Source organism: Bacillus sp. ME78 (assembly GCF_903970865.1).
GTDB lineage: Bacteria > Bacillota > Bacilli > Bacillales > Bacillaceae_G > Bacillus_A > Bacillus_A cereus.
The window spans coordinates 314,187-337,475 of the sequence record NZ_CAJCKK010000001.1 but is presented as its reverse complement, the minus strand read 5'-3'; the positions used below and the strand labels follow the sequence as shown (position 1 = coordinate 337,475).

Genomic DNA, 23,289 nt, shown 5'->3' with positions numbered 1-23,289 from the left:
AATTACTTCCCTTCCTTCATATGAATTCCTAAACGAACCGTATCATATACATGTAAATCTTCATTCATCACAACAAAGTCTGCATCTTTTCCTACTGCTAATGCACCTTTATTATTTAATCCAAACTCTTCTGCTTGGTTAACTGATGTCATCAGTACTGCATCTTCGATTGAACAACCCGTAAATTCAATTACATTTCGGAAAGCTTGATCCATTTTTAGAATACTACCAGCTAACGTTCCATCTTCTAATCGAGCACTACCATCTTTTACATGTACTGGCTGTCCGCCAAGCTCATATAATCCATCTTCAAGACCTTTTGCGCGCATTGCGTCAGTAATAACACTTACTTTTTTCGGTCCTTTTAACTTATATGCTAATTTCACCATATCAGGGTGAATATGAATACCATCTGTAATTACTTCAACCATTACATCTGGATTTAATAACACATGACCAACAACTCCTGGTTCACGGTGATGTAATCCACGCATTTGATTGTATAAATGTGTCGCATGTGTAATCTTTCTATTTTTTAGTTGCGCATCAATTGCATCTGTATGCCCCATTGTGCCCACTACACCAGTTTCAGCAAGATATTGTTCAAACTCTAATGCTCCCTCTTCTTCTGGTGCATATGTTACTAATTTAATTAAATTCCCACTTGCTTCTTGCCATTGTTTAAATTGCTCAATATTTGCAGGAACGATATGTTCAAGTGGTTGTGCACCTGCACGTTTCTTTGAAACATAAGGTCCTTCTAAGTGAATATATTCGAAATGCGCTCCTTTTTCTTTTGCTTCTTTCGCAGCAGTTAGCGCTGCTTCAATTGCCTCTGGAGCTTGTGTCATTGTTGTCGGGAAGTAAGTTGTAACCCCTTCTTTTAACATTTCTTTACCTAGAGTTACTAACCCATCGCTATTTGCATCCATCGCATCAATATCGTATCCACCATGAATATGAACATCGATCATACCTGGAATTACAATCTTCCCTGTAGCATCAAAAACAGTTTCATTTTCTTGTGGTACATATTGAGCCATCAAACCAATTTCTTTAATGGTTTCTGCGTAACGGATAAATCCGTTTTCCACTATTTCTTGACCTGTGTAAATTTTGGCATTGATGACAATTTGCGTTTTCATTTTCATCGATCCTTTCCCATGAAATACCTACTTGTTATTATTACCTTATTCGCCTAGTTCCATCTTAATATATGCACGAGTAGTTGTCTATACATTCTAATGAAATTTCCTTTTTATTCAACAAAAAAGGAAATTTCTTACGTCCCTTATAATTATAATATATATTATTCATTTTTCCAAAAAGGGACAGTATCCACCCCTAATATAGAAATCACTTCAACAATGGCATTAACCCGCTAGACTCTAACATAACATGTTCACCATCTGTTTCTATTTCTACTGTACGTTTATTCGTTCTATATACCATTATACCGTGCCTTTTTAAGCGTTTTACTACACTTTGATGAGGATGTCCATACGGATTACTACTCCCGTAAGACAGAATAGCAAACTGCGGTTCCACTTTTTTTATAAACGTTTCACTTGTTGAAGTATACGAGCCGTGATGCCCCACTTTTAAAACATCTGCATGTACATCAAATTGTTTTAATATTTCATGTTCTGTCCGTACATCCGCGTCACCCATTAATAAAAAATCCGCTTTTCCATATCGCACCTTTAAAACAATTGAGGATTCATTATTTTCATCTTTTGATTTCCCATTGTTTAATACTTGTATAGAAACATGTGGATCCAGCGGTATATATTGCCCTTCCTTTACTGAAACGAAAGGTATCCCTCTTTTTTTAATATTATTCCGATATGTATGATAAGTAAGAGAACTATATGTTTTTCCGCTATCTAATATAAGCGATACCGGCATTTGCTCTACAATTGGAATTAGCCCCCCTATATGATCCATATCAGGATGGGTACTGACAATTACATCTAAATGATTAATCCCTTTCTCAATTAATTTCTGAATAATAACCTCTCCTGCTTCATAAGGTCCTCCATCAATTAACATTGTTTGTCCGTTTGGCATTATGATAAGTGTTGCATCACCTTGCCCCACTTTTAAAAAGCTCACTTTCATTTTACTAAGATGTTGCCGATGCATATGTAAAGGAGACGTAGTATGAATAGACATCATATACCTTTTAGCTGATGCGCTATTTAAAAAAAAACATAATAAAACAGAAACTAATAATAGAATAATCCGCATACCTCTCATAACTCGTCTCCTTTTTTCATTTAGTATGGCACTGTAAATAATTGATATACAAAAAAAGCTTAGCAAAATGCTAAGCTTTTATTTCGATATCTCTTGTAAGGAACCGAAGAATAAATCCGCTTCATTCATTTGTTCATTCTCTTCAGAAAGCGGCGGTAAATCATCTAATGTTTTCAATCCAAATGTGTCCAAAAATTCTTTTGTTGTTCCGTATAAAATAGGACGCCCTGGACCTTCTGCTCTTCCCATTTCTTTTATAAGTAAATGGGAAACCAACGTTTGTAACGCCTTATCGGTTTTAACTCCTCTAATCTCTTCCATTTCAGTCCTTGTGATTGGTTGACGATATGCAACAATCGCTAACGTTTCAAGGGCAGCTTGTGAGAGTGAAGCAGCTGTTGGTGTATCTATTAATTTTTGATAATATGAAGCATGTTCTTTCTTTGTAGCAAAACGATATACTTTTGCATACTGTACAATTTGCAAACCACGGTTTGCACCTTCACATTCTTGTTGCATTTCTTCTAAAATATTAATTACTTCATTCATTTCAATTTCAAGAACTTTCGCTATTTGTTCTGGATAAATCCCTTCATCACCAGAAACAAATAAAAGGCCTTCAATAATTGACTTTTGTTCTTTCCTATCCATTTCACGAGCTCCTTCCTTCTATTTTCCCATAAAAATACACATCAAAAAACCGAATCACAATCAATGCGTTCGGTTCAATATTTCTTCTCTTGTTCCAAACGATACATTAAAACATAGCATGAGATAAAGTGTTTCTATCCCAATTTCATATACTTGCTCTATGCAGATTTATTAGAGCTTGATACGAAAATTTCATCAAAATTATGTTCTTGCTCAATTATGATTTGTTGATTTTTCATAAGTTCCAGAACTGCTAAAAATGTTACAACCATTATTTCACGTTCATCATCAACAAACAAATCATGAAAACTTTGGCGACCACCCTTTATTTTTAACTGCTTTAAAATATCAGTCATTCGCTGTTCAATTGGTATTTCTTGACGAGTAATACGTGTTGTTACAGGTTTTTTTGCCTTTTTACGGCGCATTAATTTTTGAAATGCCGCTAGCATATCATATAACGTAACATCAAGAGGCAAGCTTGTCTCTTCTTCTTGTTGCAACGATGTAAAGTCAATTGGTGGACGTGTATATAGCTGTGCTCTTTCTTGTTCTCTTTCTTTTAACTCAGTAGCAACTTGCTTATATTTCTTATATTCAATTAACCTCTCCATCAATTCTTGACGAGGATCATCTATAAAATCATCACCGTTATCAAGTACATCTTCTTCATGTTTCGGCAACAACATTTTACTCTTAATTTGTAATAACGTTGCGGCCATTACTAAATACTCACTTGCAACATCTAATTGCAGTTCTTTCATCGTATGCACATAAGATAAATATTGCTCTGTAATATCTGCTACAGGAATATTATATATATCAATTTCATAACGATGTATTAAATGTAACAATAGATCTAAAGGCCCTTCAAAAGCCTCTACTTTAAAATTATATTGCACAAAGCATCCCACCACATTTTTTCTATAACAACATAAGTATAGAGCATACTCATGTTCTATCCAACCTTTTTAAGAAATTTAATTAAAAATAGACCGATGCCTATGTCATCATGCCCACCACTTCATATGATAACAGTGTAGTAAGAACAATGTAGGAGGTCAAAAAACTATGGGTCACGTTGATTGTGGTTTTAGCGGTGGGTTCGCATTACTTGTTGTACTGTTTATTTTGCTAATTATTGTAGGAGCAGCTTGCTTCTGCTAATATGAACAATAACGGCTAGGGGGAAATCTCCTAGTCGTTTATTGTTCATATTTCTATGATACACTTATATGTATAACCGTTAGATAGGGGCGAGAAAACATGTATCCTACCGAATACATACAATTTTTAATTCATTTCCAAGGAGATTACGACTATTTTGAATGCCACGAAATACTAGAAGAGTACTGGAAGACAAAACCAAGAGGAAATCGTGATCATTACTTAGTTGGTCTCATTCAAATTGCAGTTTCTTTATACCACCAAAGACGTGCTAACTGGAATGGTTCCACAAAAATGATGAAAAGCGCAATCACAATTTTAGAAAAAAGCGGTGTGTCTTTACAACGTTTAGGAATTAATCAAGTACAACTTCTTTCCTTGCTCAATGAAAGATTGCAATCTATCCATAAAAAAGAACGTTTTGTACCTTTATTTTTACCCTTATCAGATCCATTGTTAGAGAAGCAGTGCATAGAGTTATGCAAAAAACAAAACCTCTCTTGGAAAGACTTGAATGCTATTCCAAGTGAATATATTATACACAAGCACACTTTGCGTGATCGCACAGAGGTCATTACTGAACGAAACGAACAATTACAAAAAAGAAAGCAGAGATAATAAACTACTTATCCCTGCTTTCACGAATGTATATTTTGTTCTAGCCCTTTACATTTTTCGCAAAAACTTGCTGTTTGCTCATTTCCGCAAATTGTAAACTCAAGAAATTTACTCTTTAACTCTTGAACCATCTTCGTTCCAATCCCCACATGACGGTGAGACGGATTTACACTTAAATGCTGAATTTCTAATACTTGATTCTCTTTTTTTATAATCCCCATTATTCCAACAAAATCTTCATTTTCTTTCCACAAGTACAATTGCCAATCATCTTTTGCTTCATATTCTTTCATTGTCAATTGTAATGTTTTCAAATCTTTTTCAGTTGGCATAAACGAAAGAAGCCCCATTGCGATTTTTTCATAACTTTTTTTAAAACGAATTAACATAACCCTTATCCCTTCTCACAAAAGTTACAAACTAGTAATCCCCTCAATCACTCTTTTCATATCACATTCATTTTACAATATTTTCAACAGAGTGAGAAGAGTCTAAAACAACTTGATAATCATACAAAGCGAAAAGAAGAAAGTCAAATCTATGTTTCAGCACTATTCCTTTAATAAATAGAGTAAAAAAAAGAAAATTTTATATAGAATGAAAAGAAACATATCATTCAACATCACTTCATTCATAGTTACCCTAAAGCAGCACAATTCTAGCAAAATTAATATAACAAAAAATATTTGTTGAAACATATAATGTAATGTATTCTATGTAATTTGTTAAAGGTTTGTTCTCACAAGCAATATATTTTAGCAACAATACTACTTGTATGATGCTGTAGAAGAAGTACTCAATATCATTAAAAATAAAAAAGAGAGCAAAAGCTCTCTTTTCCCTTACCTTATTCTTCCCAAACTTTAACTTCTTTCATTACATCGCCTTGACGCATTTTTAATACTGTTTCAATACCGCTTGTTACTTTACCAAATACAGTATGAACGCCATCTAAATGTGGCTGTGGCTCATGAACAACAAAGAATTGGCTACCGCCTGTGTTACGGCCAGCGTGAGCCATAGAAAGTGATCCTACAAGGTGTCTATGAGGGTTTCCATCAGTTTCACATGGAATAGAGTAACCTGGACCACCAGCACCTGTACCTGTTGGGTCTCCACCTTGGCTTACGAAGCCAGGAATAACACGGTGGAATGTAACACCGTCATAAAATCCTTGCTCTGCTAATTTTTTAAAGTTTTCTACTGTTTTTGGCGCTTCTTCTGGGAAAAATTCCAATTCGATTTTTTCACCGTTTTCCATTAATATGTATCCTAAAGTTTTCATATGTATATGTCTCCTTTCAACTATCTCAGCACTATATTACCACATTCATGACTAGAAACAAAAAGAATCCGACAATCTAGATACTTCTTTTTTGAAATGCGGAAAAAGCTAGGTGACAAATAAGAAATATATACTATAATAACTTTGTTGCCCGAAAATTTTAGAAAGAGAAAGGGAGCGGTTTTTCGTGAAAACGAAATTATTAGCTCTGCTATTAGCTGTAACGGTATTTATGATGCCAACAGCTTCATTTGCAGACATCATCGAGGGAGAATCAATTGTTACACTAGGAGAGAACTTATCCGAACAACAAAAACAAGATCTGTTAAAAGAAATGAAAGCACCGAAAGATGCTACAATTATCACTGTATCTAATGCGGAAGAACATAAATTTCTAGAAGGCATTGTTCCAAAAGCACAAATTGGTACGAGAGCAATTTCTTCTTCTATGATTACATACACAAAACCAGGATCTGGTCTTATTGTACGATCAAAGAACATTAACTGGGTAACAGATGCAATGTACACTAACGCTTTGATTACAGCAGGTGTAAAAGATGCAGAAATTCAAATTACTGCACCTTTTAAAGTTTCAGGAACTGCAGCTTTAACTGGATTAATGAAAGCATATGAAACTGCGTCTAATAAACCAATTCCGGAAGAAGTTAAAAAAGTAGCGAATGAAGAAATGGTACAAACAGCCCAGCTTGGTGATAAAATTGGTGAAGAAAAAGCAGTTCAACTTGTTGCAAAAATTAAAGAAGAAATTGCAAAAGAACAGCCAAAAACAACAGAAGATTTACGTTCATTAATTAAAAAAATTGCTGATCAACTCGGCATTACACTAACAGATGAACAGTTAGATAACCTAGTAGCGTTATTTGATAAAATGAAGAATCTTAATATCGATTGGAATCAAGTTGGTAGTCAATTAAACAAAGCAAAAGAACACGTTTCTGCCTTTTTAGGATCTGAAGAAGGACAAAGTTTTCTAGATAAAGTGAAAGATTTCTTCTCAAGTATCATTGATTTTGTTAAATCTTTATTCAAGTAAAAAAGAAGCCCGCCAGTGACGGGCTTCTTTTTTATACAAGTAACGGTAATTTCATAACAGCCTCTTCAACCGAACGCACTATATGATTTGCTTTCTCCTTTACATATGGATGGGCATGATGAAGAGTAAATGAATGCGGGGTTACTTCAAACATAGAAATATCATTGAAGGAATCTCCAATACAAGCAACTTCATTTGCTTCAATTTGCAAATGGTCCATTAGTCGCTTTAGAGCACTCCCCTTACTCACGCCTCTTGGCATAATATCAACATAGCGTTTACCTGATATAAAAACTTCCGCTTCGCCTTGAAACATATCTCGTAGCTCTTGATCTAACGTCACAATTTTCTCTTCTTCTCCAAAAACAAACAATTTTGCAGGGTGTACAGTCTTACCAAACTCTTCTTCTAACGCTTCAATTTCAGCGATATGCACGCCCATATACGCTTCAAAATTATGGTGATGTTCATTTTTCCTTTTTGTATATCGTTGCTCATTTGCACAAACAATATCCGCTAGTCCTTTTTTATGTATATATCGATATATTTCCTGGGCAACCGTATTTTCAAAACTCGATTCATGAAATAAATTCCCATCTGGAAGTAACATTGTCGCTCCATTTAAGCCAGTTGTGTAATATGGGAATGAAAACCTTTTTACAACTTCATCAATTCTGTGTGTAAAGCGGCCAGAGGCAAAACAAATATTTGTCCCTTTCTCAGCTAACCAACACAGCGCACGTTCATCTTCTTTTTGCATATGATTCACATCGTAAACGAGCGTGTCATCTAAATCACTTACAAATAATTTAATCATGTCCTCTTCCCCTTCCATACACAATATCTACTCTAAGTGTACACAAAAAATGTTTGATTTTTGTTAAAAAACAATAAATTTTTACTAAAAAAATAAACGGGTGTATAATCCCGTTTATTTTTGTCTTTTTACATTTTGAGGTCTTACAATACTTGGTCGTACTTTTAAACTAGACATCGTTGGACGGAGTAAAATTTTTGTTAACGCGCCCCAATCAAATGGTAAAAACGGCCATAAATAAGGTGTTTGTAAACTTTTTATAGACGTTAAAAATAAAATTAATATCGTCATACCAATTACAAATCCCATCTCATGGAAGAGACCTGTTAAAATAATAACAAACAATTTCCCAACCTTATTCCCTAATCCTAATTCATAACTCGGTGTTGCATATGCACCAATCATCGAAACCGCTACATACAAAATTACTTCTGGCACAAACAAACCTACATCAATTGCAATTTGACCAATTAATATGGCGGAAATCAACCCTGCTGCAGACGATAATGGGGTTGGAGTATGAATAGCAGCCATCCTTAAAAACTCAAGTCCGACCTCTGCCATTAACACCTGTAATAGGATTGGTAAATGCGTCATCTTAGTCGGTCCAATAAAAGCGAGATTTGCTGGTAAAAGAGTTGGATCAAATACAAACACTAACCAAAATGGTAATAAAAATAACGAGAATATAACACCTAAAAAGCGCACCCAGCGTAAAAATGTACCGACAGCTGGATTTTGTCTAAACTCTTCTGCGTGCTGTAAATGATGAAAATATGTTGTCGGTGTAATCATAGCACTTGGCGATGTGTCAACAAGTACTAACACATGTCCTTCTAGTAGATGATTTGCTGCTACATCTGGCCTTTCTGTATATCGAATAAGCGGGAATGGGTTATAGCTTTGCTTTACAACAAACTCTTCTACTGTTTTATCCGCCATCGTAATTCCATCTACATCAATGTTATTTAATTCTTGTTTTATAATCTTTACTAAATCTGGATTTGCAACATCTTGAACGTATGTAATACAAATATCCGTTTGTGATCTATCTCCTACTCGAACCATTTCATTTCGAAGTCGTGGATCTCGAATTCTCCTACGAATTAACGCTGTATTTACAACGATATTTTCAACAAATCCATCCCTCGCACCGCGTACTACCTTTTCGGTATCTGGTTCTGTCGGTGTTCGCCCTGGATAACTACGAACATCAATCGCGAACGCTTCCGTTTCACCTTCCACAAATATCACAATGAGCCCTGATAATACTTGGAGCATTACCTCATCCATCGTTTTCACTTTGCTTACTTGTTGATGGATTAAGCGATTCTCTAAAAGCTTCACTGTATCTTCTTCTACATCCCTTATCTCATTTGTATCCACCGCTTCTTCTAAAATAGGGATAATATAATTTGTATCACAAAGTCCGTTTACAAATAACACACCGATTTCTTTATTCAAAATTTGAAATTTACGAATGCCAACATCGTATGTAACGCCTAGTCCAACTGTCTGCTTTAAATAATTTTCATTATCACTTATGAAAGTTGATATAGGGATATCCACTTTTTTAGGCTTCGTCATAAAAACCACTCCTTTCCAAAATTAATTGAATCGCTTTTCTAGTAATAGGTGATCCCCTCTCCCATTCATCATTCCCGCACATCTTACCAATGTCACCGACTCCAACGATGACAGGAACATTCAAGTCATCTAAACAATAAATTGTATCTCCGCTAATTCTGCCAATTTCACCATCTGGAAGTCCAAATTTATCAACACCGTATTCGGTTAAATTTCCGTTCCGATCTACACTTACATCTACACGTGCCCATTCCCAATGATGCGTATTAGACGCTACCGCTAAAATACCGAGCACATCAATTTGTTTATGGGTAGCTACATATTTTAAAGCCTTTTCACCAGATCCTTCTCCAATAAATCCACTGTCATCAAACATGACAAATACAGGGTCATATGGCGTTTGCATAATAAGCTCAACAACTTTTTTCCCTGTCAATTTGGTTGGATTACTTTGTGATGCTGAAATACACCTTCCCCCAAATTCCTTTGTTAAAAGCTCAATTGTCCGCTTTGCATATTCATCTCCATCTGTGACCAAAACAACCCTTCGTCTCATTTGATTTATCCTTTCGGTTTACATATAAGTGCTATAAAAAACGAAAACAATATCGCTGCGGAAATGCCCGCAGACGTTAAACTAAACATGCCAATACCAATTCCTAAATATCCATGTTTTTCTGCTGCATGCATTGCTCCGTGCAATAGTGAATGTCCAAAACTTGTAATAGGGACTGTTGCTCCAGCACCTGCAAACTTTATTAGTTTATCGTACAATCCAAATCCATCTAAAATTGCTCCGATGACTACAAAAGTTGCCATTAAATGAGCTGGTGTTAACTTTGCGAAATCTAACAATAGTTGCCCAATTACACAAATAGCTCCACCTACAAGAAATGCATATATAAAATCCACAATTCACTCTCCTTTAACTCTCTCAAATACGACACCATGTGCAATTGTTGGAATCGTTTCTTTCTGTTGCATCATTATCGGGCTTAATAATGCGCCAGTGGCAACGACAAAAATTCGTTGTAAATTCCCTTTTTGCATCTCGTGTAATAAATGGCCATATGTGACAACTGCTGAACAAGCGCAACCACTACCACCTGCAAACACTTCTTCTTGACTTGATTCATAAATCATTAATCCGCAATCATTGTATATATGTCCAAGATCGTAACCTTCCTCAAGTAAAAGTTGTTTTGCAATCGGTGTCCCAACAGCTGATAAATCACCCGTAACAATCAAATCATAGTCATCGGCACTTCTTCTTAAATCTTCAAAATGCTGTTGAATTGTATGAGCTGCTGCTGGAGCCATCGCTGCCCCCATATCCAAAGGATTTGTGATTCCTAAATCTTGCACTTTTCCGATTGTAGCCGCCGTAATTTTAATTGCACTTTTTTCATTGCTAATTAATATAGATCCTGCACCAGTCACAGTTGAATTTGCTGTCCCTGGTTTTTGCCCACCGTACTCTGTTGGATAGCGAAATTGTCTTTCAGCCGTTGCATTATGACTACTTACTGTAGCTAAGACACGATTTGCAAATCCACCGTCTATAAAAGCTGAGCCAACTGCTAAAGTCTCCATAGACGTCGCACAGGCGCTAAACATTCCTAAAAAAGGAATGCCCCACTGACGCGCAACATAATTTGCTGTCACTGTTTGATTTAATAAATCTCCCGCTAAAAAGAAATCAATTTGCGATGTTTTTATATTCCCTTTTTGCACTGCTTGTTGAATTGAGTCTGACATTAATCTTCGTTCGGCGAGCTCCCAATTTTCCTCTCCACAATGCAAGTCATCATATGAAATATCAAAATCTTTTCCAAGAGGGCCTTCAGCTTCTTTCGGACCGACAGCAGTACCCGTTGCATTCACATATATGTCGTTTTGAAATACCCACGTTTGTTTTCCGGTCAACCTCATACTAGCCCCTCCTTTAAGACATAAAAATTTTAAAGGTATACCTTATTAACCCAATGATATATGCACCAACAACCCCAAATACAATCACACTTCCTGCCAGTTTAAACATATTTGTCGCAATCCCTAGAACAATCCCTTCACTCTTATGTTCTAAAGCAGCGCTTGCCATAGAATTTGCAAATCCTGTTACCGGTACCGCTGATCCTGCTCCAGCAAATTGACCGATTTTATCATATACACCACATCCTGTTAAAATCGCGGATAATAAAACAAGCGTTGCAACAGTTGGGTTTCCTGCCTCTTGTTCACTGAAGTGAAAATAATGTATATAAAATTTCATCAATACTTCTCCAACTGTACAAATGAGTCCACCTACAAGAAATGCTTTGATACAATTTAGTAAATAGTTTGGCTTTGGATGATACTCCTTCACTTTATTTATGTAATCATCCTTCAACTTCTGACTTGTCATTTATATACTGCCTCCTACTTTACGAAATAAATCCAGTGAAACAACGATCCTATTACTTTCCCAAGTACAAGAGCAACGAGTAAAACAATAATCTTCCCCTCTACCCCTACTCGTTTCGCTAAAATAGGCAGAACATTTAACACCTCTGTTAATGCCGCAGCGAGCATTCCAATGAACGTACCACAAAATAGCCCTAATATAACGAGCCAATATTGCGACGTTTGAAGTGTAATGTTTTTCAAACTGCACCAAGCCCCTGTTAAAGTACCTGCAATGACTGCCCACTCAAAATATTGAATATGCTTTCCACTTCTCGTTAATTGAGCTAAACGGGGGATTATACCAAGTACAGCTAAAAATGCGACATATCCGCTACCTACCGCTATCCCTCCAGCTAAACCAATTAAAATAACAAACCCAGACTCAATCATCGGCAAGTTGTTTCATATTATCCTTGTTTTCATTAACGATTACATACTGATCAAGTGACTGTTGGTATTGAAACATCTCAACTTCTAACGGACTCGGCTCTTCATTAATTCGTTTTTGAAATACATGATTAAAGAATAGAACCATCCCTAAACCAAGACCTAAAGAATAAGGAATTTGAAATAAAAGTGGTTGTGCATTGAATTCTCCAGTAATCATGTAATATAACCGTTGATGTACTTGTTGCATACTTACATCCTCATGGAAATAAATGATTGCAAGAGCTGCTCCAATGAAAAGTAAAAGCCATACAAGCCCGAAAAAAATTGGGTGTGCCTTCTTTTTTTCGTATATAATTTCAACAAGAGTTTGTCCGGAACCGAGTAAATTAATTTGTACGTGAGATGCTTTCTGTTGAATAATCTTAATTACTTTCATAACATCAATTACAACATGCGTCTTATCATGCGCTGTTATTTTGTAAACTATCTCATTTTGTAACAACTCAACTACGGAAGAATCTCCGGCAAGTTGAGCAACATCACCCAGCTTTACTTCATAAGTAGGAGAAACTTTTAAACGATTGCGCATTTTAATATAAATCGTTTGTTCCAACTTTCATTCACCCCTTCACTCTTCCTCGTAGTTGTAGTATGGTTATTGAATTTTTTTCTAATACAATTTTTTCATAAAAAAACATCTGCACCATTTTGGTACAGATGTTTTTTACTTATGCCTTTTTCTTAAATAAGTTTGCAATACTTAATGCAAGCCCTCCCCAAATGACTACTATTCCAATAACCATCATCATAATCGCTGATCCACTCATTATGAAACACCTCGATCTTTCCATTCTTTTTCAAGCTTGGCAGAATCCGAATGAATTTGTGCATCCCATTTTTTCAGGCCAATGATTATTGCAACTATGAGGAATGCTGCTGCTATCGACCAACCATACGTTACAACAAACTCAGTCGGATAATCTCCGTAGTTCTTTTTAATATTTTGGATTGTACCATCAATTAGCATATACCCTAACATAAGCGGAGTAATAACGAGTAAACTCACTCTCCAAAACGTTCCTAATTTAATATCAGATACAAAGTTTGCATGATTTTGATAAACTGGTAAACGGCGTAAAATGAGCCCTATCGTAACTACTTCCGCAAGTGCAATTGTAATTAATCCGAAATTATTAGCGAAATAGTCGACAACATCTAAGAACATAAGTCCACCACGTGTTGCAAAAACAAGAGAAACTAACACGAGAAGGGTTCCCATAATTCCAATAGTTTTTTCCCGACTTAAACTGAATTTTTCAGATACAGCGGCAAAGCATACTTCCGCGAGTGAAATAAGTGATGTAATTCCAGCAACCGTTAACGATAAGAAAAATAAAACACCAAACAACGGTGACATCGGCAATTCATTAATAATTTGGGGAAATACTACGAACGCAAGCCCAACGCCAGCACTTGCTACTTTATCAACCGGTACTCCCATATTATTTGCCATAAATCCAAGAGCTGCAAAGACCCCAATACCTGCTAATAATTCAAATCCTGAGTTTGCAAATCCAGTAATAAAGGCATTATTTGTTGTATCCGAGTTTTTCGGTAAATAACTAGAATACGTAATCATAATTCCAAATGCTAAAGATAAACTAAAGAATATTTGACCGTAAGCAGCAAGCCATACTTTCCCATCAAAAATACGACTCCAATCTGGTTTAAAGAATGCATCTAGTCCTTGCATAGCACCTTCCATCGTCACTGCACGAACAACGATAATAAGGAACATAACAACTAATAAAGGAATAAATATACGGTTAACAACTTCGATTCCTTTTTTAACTCCTTTAAATGCAACGCCAAGCACAATAATCCAAACGAGAGCTAACGGAATTAATACTTCTGGTACAAGTCCTCCAAATTGTCCTGGCTTATCTGCAACATGTAAGTACTCTTTAAATAAAAATGATTGCGTGTCTTTTCCCCATGCTCCAGTAATTGCAAAGTATGTATACGATATAGACCAAGCAATAATCACTGCATAATATGTTGAAACAATAAATGTTACGCACATTTGCCACCATCCAATAAATTCTGCACGCGGGCTAATACGGAAAAATGTAAGTGGTGCTGAGCCACGATGACGATGACCAAGGGCAAACTCAAACGCTAACAATGAAATACCAGTCGTTAATAATGCAAATAAATACGGTAAAAAGAATGCTCCTCCTCCATTTTCATACGCTGTATAAGGAAAACGCCATATGTTTCCTAATCCAACGGCAGATCCGACCGCTGCGAAAATAAATCCAGCTCTCGTTCCCCATTGTTGCCTCGTTTCCATGTTTCCTTCCCCCTTTATGACAAGTTCATACTTGGATTATATTTTAAATTGACTAAATTATCAATAAATTCTGTTAATTTTTGCAAAAATTAACATCTCTCTCCTATTAACGGCATAAAAAAATCGAATAGACAATTATTCGTCTATTCGATCTTTCATCTGTTTTAATATTTTCTTTTCAAGTCTTGAAACTTGTACTTGCGAAATGCCTATGCGCTCGGCTACTTCTGACTGTGTTTGATCTTTATAGTAACGCAAGTATACAATTAAGCGCTCTCGTTCATCTAGTTCTCTAATCGCTTCTTTTAAAGCAATTTTATCGAACCATTTCGTTTCAGATTGATCTGCAATTTGATCTAAAATAGTGATTGGATCTCCATCGTTTTCATATACAGTTTCATGTATAGATGAAGGCGCCCGGCTCGCTTCTTGTGCTAGAACAACTTCCTCTGGCGTTAGTTCTAGTGCCTCTGCCACTTCATTAATCGTTGGAGCCCTTCCGAATTCTTTCGAAAGCTCATCTCTCATCTTTCGAATTTTGTTTCCTGTTTCTTTTAAAGACCTACTAACTTTCACTGACCCATCATCGCGTAAGAAACGTTGTATTTCACCAATAATCATTGGAACTGCATATGTTGAAAATTTCACGTCGAAAGATAAATCAAATTTATCTACCGATTTCAAGAGCCCAATACATCCAATTTGAAATAGGTCGTCTGGTTCGTATCCTCGATTAAGAAACCGCTGTACAACCGACCAAACGAGGCGCATATTACTTTGAACGATTGTATCTCTCGCTTGTTGATCTCCATCTTGACTTTTTTGAATTAACGCTTTTAGCTCGTGGTCCTTTAACTGAGGTTTCTTCTTCTCATTTTTGACCTCTATGTCCATAGGCTATTCTCCTTAATTGCATAGAGCGTTACTATTTGATAAGTATTTTGTCAAATGGATTGTTGTCCCGAAAGATTCGTTTGAAATAACTTCTACTTCATCCATAAAATTTTCCATGATAGTAAATCCCATTCCGGAACGCTCTAATTCAGGTTTAGTTGTAAAAAGGGGTTGTCTCGCTTCATCTAAGTTAAAGATTCCAATCCCTTCATCTCGAATCGTGAGTTTCACCATTGCTTCTTCCAAAATTACAGAAATATAAACAATACCTTCTGCATTTCCTTCGTATCCATGAATAATTGCATTTGTAACCGCTTCTGACACAACTGTTTTAATCTCCGTTAATTCTTCCATCGTTGGATCTAGTTGTGCAATGAAAGCCGCCACTGTAACGCGAGCGAATGATTCATTTTGACTTAATGCTGAAAATTGAAGGTTCATTTCATTTCTCATCTATGCCACCCCCAACGTCGCGAGCGCGTGCGCTTCACTTTCTTCTAAGCGAACGATTTTGAATAAGCCCGACATTTCAAATAAACGCTTAACAGGCGGTGAAATTGCACAAACAACCATTTCTCCACCTAATCCCTTTACGTGTTTATATCGGCCTAATATAACACCTAGACCAGAACTATCCATAAACGATAAGTTCTCTAGGCTCAAAACAATATGATGAACACCATGTGTCTCAATCATATCTGTTACTTTCGTTCGCAACTCTTCAGCCGTATGATGATCTAATTCACCCTCTAGTCTCACACATAGGACGTCACGTTTTACTTCTAATTGCATGGAAAGACTCACACGATTTCCTCCTTATGCTCAAACTTTACTTATTCACATACATAAAGATTTTCGTGATATAAAATAAGAATCCTTCCTGCTGACAAAAGAAGAACTATTTCGTCATAAAGTGAAACCTTTCAGCATTATTCACTTACATACGAATAGAAAAGCGGCAAAATATTTGCCGCTATTTTGATGTTGAAAACATCCCAAAACTTCTTTTAAATAACTCCCACCAGCTCGCTGCAGCAACATCTTCTTTTGCTATAATTGTTTGTTTTAATAAAACATCTTTATCTTTTTTTATAACAAGGGTGCCAAGCGCGTCACCTTTTTTAATCGGTGCTTTTACTTTCTTTTCAGCAATTACTTCTTGTTTTACCTTGTCCATATTCTCGCCCTTCTTCATAAGAAGAGAAACATTATCTGACGCAACTAAATCTACTTTTTCTTTTTTCCCTTTTCCTACTTGAACTGTCTTAATTTTTTCACCGCGCGTATACAATTTCTTTGTCATATATTGTCCAAATGCATAGTCAAGAAGCTTTGTCACTTGGTTGTTCCGTTCTTTTGATGTTGGTGCTCCCATGACAACTGAAATGACACGCATACCATTTTTTTCAGCCGATGCTGTTAAACAATATTTCGCTTCTGTCGTAAAACCTGTTTTTACTCCATCTACGCCAGGATAAAAACGTACTAGTTTATTCGTATTAACGAGCCAAAACTTTTTATCCGTATCTTCACGTAAATAATCTTCGTACTTACCTGTGTATTTACGAATAAGTGGATACTTCATCAATTCTCTCGCCATTATAGCCATATCATTTGCTGTCGAATAATGGTCTTTGGCCGGAAGACCTGTTGGATTTTGAAAATGTGTATTTTTCAGCCCTAAATCTTTCGCCTTTTTGTTCATCATATTTACAAATCCTTCTTCTGAACCTGCGATGTGCTCGGCTACTGCAACAGATGCGTCATTTCCAGATGCAATTGCAATACCCTTTAACATCTCATTTACAGTCATCTCTTCCCCAGGTTCTAAAAAGATTTGCGATCCACCCATTGAAGCTGCATGTTCGCTTGCTCTAACTTTATCGGTCAGTTTTAGTTTTCCTTTTTCAACTTGTTCCATAATTAAAAGCATTGTCATAATCTTTGTCATACTAGCAGGTGGTAATTTTTCATTTGGGTTTTTATCAAATAAAACTTTACCTGTATCTTGCTCAATTACGATTGCTGACGACGCTTGTTCCGCTAACTTCGGCGTTGTTTCTTCTGTTTTCTCCTGCTTCGTTTTTTCAGATTGCGCAAAACTCACTGAAGTTCCAGAAAGCAATAACATGAAACAAACAAGTATTCCAAAAACTCGCTTCATGACTAACCCTCCATTCTATATCAGACCTATTTTTTCCAATTCTCCTTTTTTTAATACCAATTTTTTCTATTATTTTCAGTTGACAAATACATTCGTCCCCTATATTGTATTAAGCGTATTACATATAGTAGTACACTTAATACATATGAGGAAGGAGACATTGCTCTTGCATATTCAACTTGACCCAAGAAGCAACACTCCGATATGGGAACAAATTGTTCAAAATATAAAAGAACTCGTATTGAAAAACATGTTGGCTCCAAGTGATAAACTTCCTTCTGTACGCGAACTCGCTTCTTTACTCGTTATAAATCCAAATACAGTGAGTAAAGCGTATCAAGAGTTAGAGCGACAAGGAATTATTGAAACGTTACGAGGAAAAGGAACATTTGTATCCCAATCGATTACCCCAACATTAGACGAAAGGAAAATCGCTATGGTTGAAAAGCAATTTCATCAATTACTATTAGAAGCCTCTTATCTTGGTATTACGAAAGATAAAATTCATGATTGGATAGATTCATACTATAAAGAGATTGGAGGGAATACGGATGTTGAAAGTGACAAGCTTGAAGAAAACAATTGATAATCAAACAATTTTAGACGATGTTTCTTTCACATTACAAAAAGGTAGTATCGTCGGATTACTTGGAAGAAATGGTGCGGGGAAAACAACTTTATTACGAACGATAGTCGGCATTTTAGACCCAGATGAGGGAACTGTTACATATGAGGATATCGACATTCATAAGAATCCTGAAACGAAACAAAAAATCGTATATGTCCCGGATTCTACTAACATACTGAACGGTTATACAGTAAAAGAAATAGTGAAGTTTTATAAAGCAGTTTATACCGCATTTGATGAACCATATTTCTACGAACTACTAGAACGTTTCAACTTACCAAACAAACGAATTCGTAGTTATTCAAAAGGAATGAAGGCACTGCTTGCCATCATTTTAGCTGTTGCTGCACAGGCAGAATATATTATTTTAGATGAACCAACAAACGGACTTGATCCTATCGTTAAAAGACAGATTTTACAGTTTCTCGTTGGAGAAGTTGCAGAAAAAGAGATTACCATTTTCATATCTACCCATCATTTAGATGAAGTTGAACAAATTGCAGATACAATCATCATATTAAAAGGACATACCGTATCTTCTATTACATCACTAGACGATGCAAAATCACAATTTGCTAAAATTCAAGTTGCTTATGAACGATCATTACCTCAAAAACTAGAAAACTTGAGCAATATTAAAATATTAAATCAAACGGGAAAAGTATATACGATTTTAATTGAAGGAAATGTAGCTGTAACGCTTGAGAAGTTTTATAAAGAGCAACCTATACTCATTGAAGAATTAACAATGTCACTTGAAGATGTCTTCGTTACGACACTGGAGGAGGATGGGTATGTTTCATAAGGCGTTGTGGATGTGGAATTGGAAGCGCGGGAAATATGCTGCGTTACTTTTTCTCTTCAGTTCACTTTATTTTTTATCTTTCGAATACTATCAAGCAGCAGAAACTCAACAGTCTCTCTTTCTCCATCCAGAAAAAATAGATGAAGAAAAGTTCTACTATCATTATTCTTTTCATTCTTCTAATAGCTTTTGGTTAGGTATTATTACAATTATCCTATCCTGTATATTAATTGGCTGGGAGCGAAGTAATCAAAATGGAGATTCACTTATGACATTTCCATTTAAAAGACGTGATATGTTCTTATCGAAGTGGGTTTTTGGTGGATTTTTCATTGTACTATCATTTCTAATCAATTGGGGTCTTATGTATTTTATTTATAAATCTACGATTCACTTTGAATATCAATCTTTCGAACCGTTTCATCGATATTTCTTGTATGCAATTTTCACATATATCGCTATCTATACTGTCTCTTTATGTATAGGTACATTTACTGGCAGTATTATTTCACAAAGCATCTTCAGCATTACTTTTTGCATAATGGGAATGGGAATCTTTTCACTCTTACTCCTTTTCTTTACAGCTCATGCTGAAGCAATACACGAAAATAAAAGTTATACAAGTTTCGAAAACGTTTATAAATTCAATAAAAAAACCAACATTTCAAGCGCTATATTAGACTTTTCAATTAGTTATAATTACCACCCTACTGCCCAATCAGATGAAGATCATGGAAAAGTAATACAAAGGGGACCTACTTTTCATAGTTATTACTCTGCAAAAATAATACTTGTTCCTATCTTCTATACAATTTTCAGTTTGCTTATTGGGATGTTTCTCTATGCAAGGTCACCTAATGAACATAATAAGAAAATTTTCCTTTTTCCAAAATACAACTCACTCTGGATGTGGTGTACTACCTTTTATTTTGCATTAATAGGTGGGCAAATGTTAAAACGTTTTGATTTATTATTTAGTTACTATGTTGGATTCTTTTTATTTGGAATCGTCACTTATTTTATATTATCACGTCTTACAAACTATAAAGTTTTTTAAAGGAGAGATCCTATGTTTCAAAAAGCATTATGGGTGCATACCTACAAACAAAGTAAATATATTGTTTGGCTACTTTGGTTAGTAAGTTTTTATGTACTATCATATAAATACTATTTAGCAGCTGCCGAGCAATTAAAATATTTTCATGAACATAATGAATGGAAATATATATACCGATACTATTATCAACTTTCACTTCCCGATGCTATCATGGTTCAAGGAGGACTCCTTATTATATTAGCCTGCATTCTTATTGGATGGGAACGTCAAAATCAATCAAGTGACATTTTATGGTCTATGCCATTTAAACGAAAACATCTCTTCATAACGAAATGGCTTTTTGGTGTGTGTAATATTGTAGCTATCGTTATACTAAATTGGGGACTTTTTGCTATTATGAAAAAGACAACCTTTCATAATAAGTATCAAATATTTTCACCATTTCATACTTACTTCTTGTACATGGTTATCATCTTAATTGCTATCTATACACTTGCATTATGCATAGGAACAATTGCTGGTAATATGATTTCACAAGGATTCTTCAGTGTTGCTATACTTGGATTCCCTTTTATTTTGCCGACTCTAATTGCCGGAGCTATTTCTATTCATACGGTTGGACTTACTTCCAATCATACCGTCTATACGGAGGAAAATGTAGATCGTTACGGTTCAGTAATAGAAAAAATGAGTATTTTAGCGCCCGTTCGTGGATTCAATATTAATTTTAATTACGATCCTCAACGTGCTTATACTGATCAACAAGGCGTACGTCATGATGAACCTAATTTTACGTATATTCCTTCAGCAACAAAACTTACCGGTCCAATTGCAAATATACTTATTCTATTCCCTTTAGGAATGTACTTATATACAAGATCACCTAATGAACAAAACGGAAACTTTCTATTATATCCGAAGCTTAAAACACTATGTATGATATGTTGTGTAATCTTTATTGGAATGTTTGGAGGAATGGCAGCGGGCGGAAGTCGTTCTATCTTAAATTATTATATTGGTTTTATAGGGACCAGTACGATAGTCTACCTACTATTATCTCGCTTATTAAAATTTAAATTTTCTTGGCGTGTGAAATAACCTCCTCTTAAAGAGGAGGTTATTTTACATTCTCTCTCCTATCCCCATACACCATCTCTTCTTTCATCCCAAATCCATCACCATTTTGCACAATTTGCTCTGTCGGTGCAACTACACTTTCGGCAATTTTCCATTCCCCACGCTCTTTTACGAATACTTGTAGAAAATAGTTCATGCCATCTAATTGATATGCATTTTCTTTTTTCACATTATAGTGAATCGCAATGTAGTACACTTGAATGTTTTCTTTCCCTATTTTTGATACGTATTGCGATAGTCTCGGTATATAAAGTGCTGCTTTCTGAAAAGATAGTTGCTTCGCTTTAACAAGCGATGAACTTGTTACATTACGTAATGTGTCCCGATTACGAATATTATCGCTATGGTGGAATAATACTGCGTTTTGCATAGAACGAACCCATAATTTCGAATATAAGACTGTATTATCGTTTTCGATGTACTTCACTTCTTTTCGCACCACTTGGATAGGCGTATCTGCGTACGTGAATGTTTGAAAACAGAAAAAACTACCAAATAAAATGGTAAGTGCAGCAATATATTTCATAATCTTTCCTCCGATCTTTTAATTAAAGTATCGGAGTTTCAAAATATTTTTATTCAAAAGAAAAAGGATAGGAGTGCTTTCGCTTCCTATCCTCATTTATTATAATACGCGGCCAAATAGTTCTAAGACCATTTCTATTTCTTGGTCGCTCCAACCTTTAAATCTCTCTTTATAATATTCTTTACGCACAGCTTCAAGTTTTTCAGTTACTTCTCTTCCGTGCTCTGTAATTTCTAAGTACACGATTCGACGATCTGAATTAGAACGTTTTCTTTCTACTAATCCTTTTCGTACGAGACGATCTGTAACAGCTGTAATATGACTGGAGGTTACGTTTACTTCACTCGCAATTTGCGAAGCCATCTGTGGACTGTTTAAAAATAACGCACGTAATACAGAAAATTCATTATATGGCATATGTTCTGCAAAACGTGTATTAATATCATTTTGTAATAAACGTATCATTTTTCGAAATGATGCAGATAAATCTAAAATCAGCGTTTCTCTTTTTTCGTTCAATAGCCTCGTCCCTTTTTTATCATATTTACACATATTATAATCTATAAATACCTATGTTGTATATGCTTTCTTTCCTCAACATTCTCATTTATGTAACTTTTTTCATATAAATTTCTTTTTTGTTCACACATATACATATAAAAAGGATGGTGATGGAAAATGCAGGGTGGAATGAATCCTTATTTACACAACGTACGCACTGCTAATACTGGTAAAGAAGCTACTATTACTGTACAAGGAGAAGGTGTTGTAAAAGCAAAACCGAATGTTGTTATATTAACACTCGGCATTCGAACAGATGATAAAAATGTAAAACAGGCTCAAGAAGAAAATGCAGTGCAATCCAAACAATTGCTGGATGCACTTAAACAGCTTGGTATTGCCGATAAAGATATAGAGACGATTTCTTATACAATTACTCCTCAATACGAATATGTAAATGATAAAGCATTGCTACAAGGATACCGTGTAGAGCATTTGTATGAAATTACCGTTTTAAATGTACAAAAAGCTGGGGAAGTATATGATATAGCCGTTTCAAATGGCGCAAATGTAGCAAAAGGGTTACGTTTCCGAGTATCTCATCCAAATAAATATTATGAGCAAGCTCTCATTCAAGCTCTGCACCAGGCAGTAGAAAAAGCTCGTGCTATTGCGAGTACATATAATTTAAATATTAATCCCGTTCCCCTCTCATTCGTTGAAGAATCTGCCCAATTACCAAGGGAGGTTACGTCTTATGCTACTTTACATGCGCAAGCAGCTCCACCCATTCAATCGGGAGAGTTAGAAATTATTTCAACAATACGGGCAATTTTTACGTATTTATAAATAATTTCATTTATAAGTAAACGTTATCATTTTCCTTGTTGTAAAAACATGATGTTCTGATATAATAAAGGACGGTGAGCTCTTACGAAAGAGATATCACGG

General features: G+C 35.5%; 30 protein-coding genes. 8 read left to right on the top strand and 22 right to left on the bottom strand.

Annotation, left to right across the window (positions count from 1 at the left end; translation table 11 throughout):
* Positions 1 to 2 precede the first annotated feature (2 nt).
* The 4 genes from nagA to scpA all read right to left on the bottom strand — a co-directional run bounded on the left by nagA (position 3) and on the right by scpA (position 3,812).
* Positions 3 to 1,145, bottom strand: a complete 1,143-nt coding sequence (nagA, locus tag H6481_RS01895; RefSeq protein ID WP_001987227.1) for an N-acetylglucosamine-6-phosphate deacetylase — start codon at positions 1,143 to 1,145, stop codon at positions 3 to 5.
* A 211-nt stretch (positions 1,146 to 1,356) separates the two neighbouring features.
* Positions 1,357 to 2,259, bottom strand: coding sequence for a ComEC/Rec2 family competence protein (locus H6481_RS01890; RefSeq protein WP_182810983.1), 903 nt, complete (start codon positions 2,257 to 2,259; stop codon positions 1,357 to 1,359).
* Between the two features lie 78 nt (positions 2,260 to 2,337).
* Positions 2,338 to 2,910, bottom strand: a complete 573-nt coding sequence (gene scpB / locus H6481_RS01885; protein WP_000375171.1) for a segregation/condensation protein ScpB — start codon at positions 2,908 to 2,910, stop codon at positions 2,338 to 2,340.
* Between the two features lie 158 nt (positions 2,911 to 3,068).
* On the bottom strand, positions 3,069 to 3,812 hold the full coding sequence (gene scpA, locus H6481_RS01880; protein ID WP_001199751.1) for a segregation/condensation protein A: 744 nt from the start codon (positions 3,810 to 3,812) through the stop codon (positions 3,069 to 3,071).
* Between the two features lie 169 nt (positions 3,813 to 3,981).
* Between scpA and H6481_RS01875 the strand changes: the two genes are divergently transcribed.
* Both H6481_RS01875 and H6481_RS01870 read left to right on the top strand, forming a co-directional pair.
* Complete coding sequence (locus H6481_RS01875) at positions 3,982 to 4,077, top strand: YjcZ family sporulation protein (protein ID WP_000510194.1); 96 nt, start codon at positions 3,982 to 3,984, stop codon at positions 4,075 to 4,077.
* A gap of 99 nt (positions 4,078 to 4,176) precedes the next feature.
* The gene (locus H6481_RS01870) at positions 4,177 to 4,695 is read left to right on the top strand and encodes a DUF309 domain-containing protein (protein WP_000283610.1); all 519 of its coding nucleotides are present in this window, start codon (positions 4,177 to 4,179) and stop codon (positions 4,693 to 4,695) included.
* Positions 4,696 to 4,715: 20 nt separating this feature from the next.
* Here H6481_RS01870 and ribT read toward each other — a convergent pair whose 3' ends face one another.
* Both ribT and H6481_RS01860 read right to left on the bottom strand, forming a co-directional pair.
* Positions 4,716 to 5,084 (bottom strand): GNAT family N-acetyltransferase RibT, encoded by a 369-nt coding sequence (ribT, locus tag H6481_RS01865; RefSeq protein WP_000908395.1) that lies wholly within the window; start codon positions 5,082 to 5,084, stop codon positions 4,716 to 4,718.
* Between the two features lie 458 nt (positions 5,085 to 5,542).
* Positions 5,543 to 5,980: a peptidylprolyl isomerase gene (locus H6481_RS01860; RefSeq protein WP_000853790.1), complete on the bottom strand. Its 438-nt coding sequence runs from the start codon at positions 5,978 to 5,980 to the stop codon at positions 5,543 to 5,545.
* Positions 5,981 to 6,167: 187 nt separating this feature from the next.
* On the opposite strand from H6481_RS01860, the gene H6481_RS01855 reads away from it, so the two are divergent.
* Positions 6,168 to 7,034: a DUF1002 domain-containing protein gene (locus H6481_RS01855; RefSeq protein WP_000850513.1), complete on the top strand. Its 867-nt coding sequence runs from the start codon at positions 6,168 to 6,170 to the stop codon at positions 7,032 to 7,034.
* A gap of 31 nt (positions 7,035 to 7,065) precedes the next feature.
* Here the strand turns inward: H6481_RS01855 and H6481_RS01850 are convergent, their stop codons facing one another.
* The 14 genes from H6481_RS01850 to dacF all read right to left on the bottom strand — a co-directional run bounded on the left by H6481_RS01850 (position 7,066) and on the right by dacF (position 17,684).
* Complete coding sequence (locus H6481_RS01850) at positions 7,066 to 7,869, bottom strand: Cof-type HAD-IIB family hydrolase (RefSeq protein ID WP_003271593.1); 804 nt, start codon at positions 7,867 to 7,869, stop codon at positions 7,066 to 7,068.
* Positions 7,870 to 7,965: 96 nt separating this feature from the next.
* The gene (spoVAF, locus tag H6481_RS01845) at positions 7,966 to 9,438 is read right to left on the bottom strand and encodes a spore germination protein SpoVAF (protein WP_000165595.1); all 1,473 of its coding nucleotides are present in this window, start codon (positions 9,436 to 9,438) and stop codon (positions 7,966 to 7,968) included.
* On the bottom strand, positions 9,425 to 9,994 hold the full coding sequence (locus H6481_RS01840; RefSeq protein ID WP_001254416.1) for a stage V sporulation protein AE: 570 nt from the start codon (positions 9,992 to 9,994) through the stop codon (positions 9,425 to 9,427). Before H6481_RS01840 ends, spoVAF begins: the two co-directional genes overlap by 14 nt.
* 5 nt (positions 9,995 to 9,999) lie before the next feature.
* Positions 10,000 to 10,350, bottom strand: a complete 351-nt coding sequence (gene spoVAE, locus H6481_RS01835; protein ID WP_000345907.1) for a stage V sporulation protein AE — start codon at positions 10,348 to 10,350, stop codon at positions 10,000 to 10,002.
* 3 nt (positions 10,351 to 10,353) lie between these two features.
* Positions 10,354 to 11,370 carry a stage V sporulation protein AD gene (gene spoVAD, locus H6481_RS01830; protein WP_001241140.1) on the bottom strand — a complete coding sequence of 339 codons (1,017 nt, stop codon included), beginning with the start codon at positions 11,368 to 11,370 and terminating at the stop codon, positions 10,354 to 10,356.
* Between the two features lie 13 nt (positions 11,371 to 11,383).
* Positions 11,384 to 11,842, bottom strand: a complete 459-nt coding sequence (gene spoVAC, locus H6481_RS01825; RefSeq protein WP_000203808.1) for a stage V sporulation protein AC — start codon at positions 11,840 to 11,842, stop codon at positions 11,384 to 11,386.
* Positions 11,843 to 11,856: 14 nt separating this feature from the next.
* Positions 11,857 to 12,273 (bottom strand): stage V sporulation protein SpoVAB, encoded by a 417-nt coding sequence (spoVAB, locus tag H6481_RS01820; protein WP_000572941.1) that lies wholly within the window; start codon positions 12,271 to 12,273, stop codon positions 11,857 to 11,859.
* Positions 12,266 to 12,886, bottom strand: coding sequence for a stage V sporulation protein AA (locus tag H6481_RS01815; RefSeq protein ID WP_182810981.1), 621 nt, complete (start codon positions 12,884 to 12,886; stop codon positions 12,266 to 12,268). The genes spoVAB and H6481_RS01815 overlap by 8 nt, the downstream gene beginning before the upstream one ends.
* A 115-nt stretch (positions 12,887 to 13,001) precedes the next feature.
* Positions 13,002 to 13,100: a methionine/alanine import family NSS transporter small subunit gene (locus H6481_RS01810; protein WP_000016826.1), complete on the bottom strand. Its 99-nt coding sequence runs from the start codon at positions 13,098 to 13,100 to the stop codon at positions 13,002 to 13,004.
* The gene (locus H6481_RS01805) at positions 13,100 to 14,626 is read right to left on the bottom strand and encodes a sodium-dependent transporter (protein WP_000450088.1); all 1,527 of its coding nucleotides are present in this window, start codon (positions 14,624 to 14,626) and stop codon (positions 13,100 to 13,102) included. The genes H6481_RS01810 and H6481_RS01805 overlap by 1 nt, the downstream gene beginning before the upstream one ends.
* 135 nt (positions 14,627 to 14,761) lie before the next feature.
* Positions 14,762 to 15,520 carry an RNA polymerase sporulation sigma factor SigF gene (sigF, locus tag H6481_RS01800; protein ID WP_000350729.1) on the bottom strand — a complete coding sequence of 253 codons (759 nt, stop codon included), beginning with the start codon at positions 15,518 to 15,520 and terminating at the stop codon, positions 14,762 to 14,764.
* 12 nt (positions 15,521 to 15,532) lie between these two features.
* Positions 15,533 to 15,973, bottom strand: a complete 441-nt coding sequence (gene spoIIAB / locus H6481_RS01795; protein WP_001243398.1) for an anti-sigma F factor — start codon at positions 15,971 to 15,973, stop codon at positions 15,533 to 15,535.
* Positions 15,974 to 16,324, bottom strand: coding sequence for an anti-sigma F factor antagonist (spoIIAA, locus tag H6481_RS01790; RefSeq protein WP_000059135.1), 351 nt, complete (start codon positions 16,322 to 16,324; stop codon positions 15,974 to 15,976).
* Between the two features lie 169 nt (positions 16,325 to 16,493).
* Positions 16,494 to 17,684, bottom strand: coding sequence for a serine-type D-Ala-D-Ala carboxypeptidase DacF (gene dacF / locus H6481_RS01785; protein WP_000831997.1), 1,191 nt, complete (start codon positions 17,682 to 17,684; stop codon positions 16,494 to 16,496).
* 166 nt (positions 17,685 to 17,850) lie between these two features.
* Between dacF and H6481_RS01780 the strand changes: the two genes are divergently transcribed.
* The 4 genes from H6481_RS01780 to H6481_RS01765 are packed head-to-tail and all read left to right on the top strand — an operon-like array spanning position 17,851 to position 21,272.
* A complete protein-coding gene (locus tag H6481_RS01780) occupies positions 17,851 to 18,270 on the top strand; it encodes a GntR family transcriptional regulator (RefSeq protein WP_000548027.1) in 420 nt (139 codons plus the stop codon).
* Entirely contained in the window at positions 18,236 to 19,117 is an 882-nt protein-coding gene (locus H6481_RS01775) for an ABC transporter ATP-binding protein (RefSeq protein ID WP_097911998.1), read from the top strand. The genes H6481_RS01780 and H6481_RS01775 overlap by 35 nt, the downstream gene beginning before the upstream one ends.
* Positions 19,107 to 20,174: an ABC transporter permease gene (locus H6481_RS01770; RefSeq protein WP_182810979.1), complete on the top strand. Its 1,068-nt coding sequence runs from the start codon at positions 19,107 to 19,109 to the stop codon at positions 20,172 to 20,174. The genes H6481_RS01775 and H6481_RS01770 overlap by 11 nt, the downstream gene beginning before the upstream one ends.
* 12 nt (positions 20,175 to 20,186) lie before the next feature.
* The gene (locus tag H6481_RS01765) at positions 20,187 to 21,272 is read left to right on the top strand and encodes an ABC-2 transporter permease (RefSeq protein ID WP_000486564.1); all 1,086 of its coding nucleotides are present in this window, start codon (positions 20,187 to 20,189) and stop codon (positions 21,270 to 21,272) included.
* 19 nt (positions 21,273 to 21,291) lie between these two features.
* On the opposite strand, the gene H6481_RS01760 is transcribed toward H6481_RS01765, so the two are convergent.
* Positions 21,292 to 21,837: a hypothetical protein gene (locus tag H6481_RS01760; RefSeq protein WP_000873787.1), complete on the bottom strand. Its 546-nt coding sequence runs from the start codon at positions 21,835 to 21,837 to the stop codon at positions 21,292 to 21,294.
* A gap of 99 nt (positions 21,838 to 21,936) precedes the next feature.
* On the bottom strand, positions 21,937 to 22,356 hold the full coding sequence (locus H6481_RS01755; RefSeq protein ID WP_001003307.1) for a MarR family transcriptional regulator: 420 nt from the start codon (positions 22,354 to 22,356) through the stop codon (positions 21,937 to 21,939).
* A 159-nt stretch (positions 22,357 to 22,515) separates the two neighbouring features.
* On the opposite strand from H6481_RS01755, the gene H6481_RS01750 reads away from it, so the two are divergent.
* A complete protein-coding gene (locus H6481_RS01750; RefSeq protein ID WP_001161449.1) occupies positions 22,516 to 23,187 on the top strand; it encodes an SIMPL domain-containing protein in 672 nt (223 codons plus the stop codon).
* The last annotated feature ends 102 nt before the right edge of the window (positions 23,188 to 23,289 follow it).

Bases quoted from the DNA above. Each gene is read 5' to 3' on its own strand.
- nagA (WP_001987227.1), bottom strand. From the start codon at position 1,145: ATGAAAACGCAAATTGTCATCAATGCCAAAATTTACACAGGTCAAGAA.
- H6481_RS01890 (WP_182810983.1), bottom strand. From the start codon at position 2,259: ATGAGAGGTATGCGGATTATTCTATTATTAGTTTCTGTTTTATTATGT.
- scpB (WP_000375171.1), bottom strand. From the start codon at position 2,910: ATGGATAGGAAAGAACAAAAGTCAATTATTGAAGGCCTTTTATTTGTT.
- H6481_RS01875 (WP_000510194.1), top strand. From the start codon at position 3,982: ATGGGTCACGTTGATTGTGGTTTTAGCGGTGGGTTCGCATTACTTGTT.
- H6481_RS01870 (WP_000283610.1), top strand. From the start codon at position 4,177: ATGTATCCTACCGAATACATACAATTTTTAATTCATTTCCAAGGAGAT.
- ribT (WP_000908395.1), bottom strand. From the start codon at position 5,084: ATGTTAATTCGTTTTAAAAAAAGTTATGAAAAAATCGCAATGGGGCTT.
- H6481_RS01860 (WP_000853790.1), bottom strand. From the start codon at position 5,980: ATGAAAACTTTAGGATACATATTAATGGAAAACGGTGAAAAAATCGAA.
- H6481_RS01850 (WP_003271593.1), bottom strand. From the start codon at position 7,869: ATGGAAGGGGAAGAGGACATGATTAAATTATTTGTAAGTGATTTAGAT.
- spoVAF (WP_000165595.1), bottom strand. From the start codon at position 9,438: ATGACGAAGCCTAAAAAAGTGGATATCCCTATATCAACTTTCATAAGT.
- H6481_RS01840 (WP_001254416.1), bottom strand. From the start codon at position 9,994: ATGAGACGAAGGGTTGTTTTGGTCACAGATGGAGATGAATATGCAAAG.
- spoVAD (WP_001241140.1), bottom strand. From the start codon at position 11,370: ATGAGGTTGACCGGAAAACAAACGTGGGTATTTCAAAACGACATATAT.
- spoVAC (WP_000203808.1), bottom strand. From the start codon at position 11,842: ATGACAAGTCAGAAGTTGAAGGATGATTACATAAATAAAGTGAAGGAG.
- spoVAB (WP_000572941.1), bottom strand. From the start codon at position 12,273: ATGATTGAGTCTGGGTTTGTTATTTTAATTGGTTTAGCTGGAGGGATA.
- H6481_RS01810 (WP_000016826.1), bottom strand. From the start codon at position 13,100: ATGAGTGGATCAGCGATTATGATGATGGTTATTGGAATAGTAGTCATT.
- H6481_RS01805 (WP_000450088.1), bottom strand. From the start codon at position 14,626: ATGGAAACGAGGCAACAATGGGGAACGAGAGCTGGATTTATTTTCGCA.
- sigF (WP_000350729.1), bottom strand. From the start codon at position 15,520: ATGGACATAGAGGTCAAAAATGAGAAGAAGAAACCTCAGTTAAAGGAC.
- spoIIAB (WP_001243398.1), bottom strand. From the start codon at position 15,973: ATGAGAAATGAAATGAACCTTCAATTTTCAGCATTAAGTCAAAATGAA.
- dacF (WP_000831997.1), bottom strand. From the start codon at position 17,684: ATGAAGCGAGTTTTTGGAATACTTGTTTGTTTCATGTTATTGCTTTCT.
- H6481_RS01775 (WP_097911998.1), top strand. From the start codon at position 18,236: ATGTTGAAAGTGACAAGCTTGAAGAAAACAATTGATAATCAAACAATT.
- H6481_RS01770 (WP_182810979.1), top strand. From the start codon at position 19,107: ATGTTTCATAAGGCGTTGTGGATGTGGAATTGGAAGCGCGGGAAATAT.
- H6481_RS01765 (WP_000486564.1), top strand. From the start codon at position 20,187: ATGTTTCAAAAAGCATTATGGGTGCATACCTACAAACAAAGTAAATAT.
- H6481_RS01760 (WP_000873787.1), bottom strand. From the start codon at position 21,837: ATGAAATATATTGCTGCACTTACCATTTTATTTGGTAGTTTTTTCTGT.
- H6481_RS01750 (WP_001161449.1), top strand. From the start codon at position 22,516: ATGCAGGGTGGAATGAATCCTTATTTACACAACGTACGCACTGCTAAT.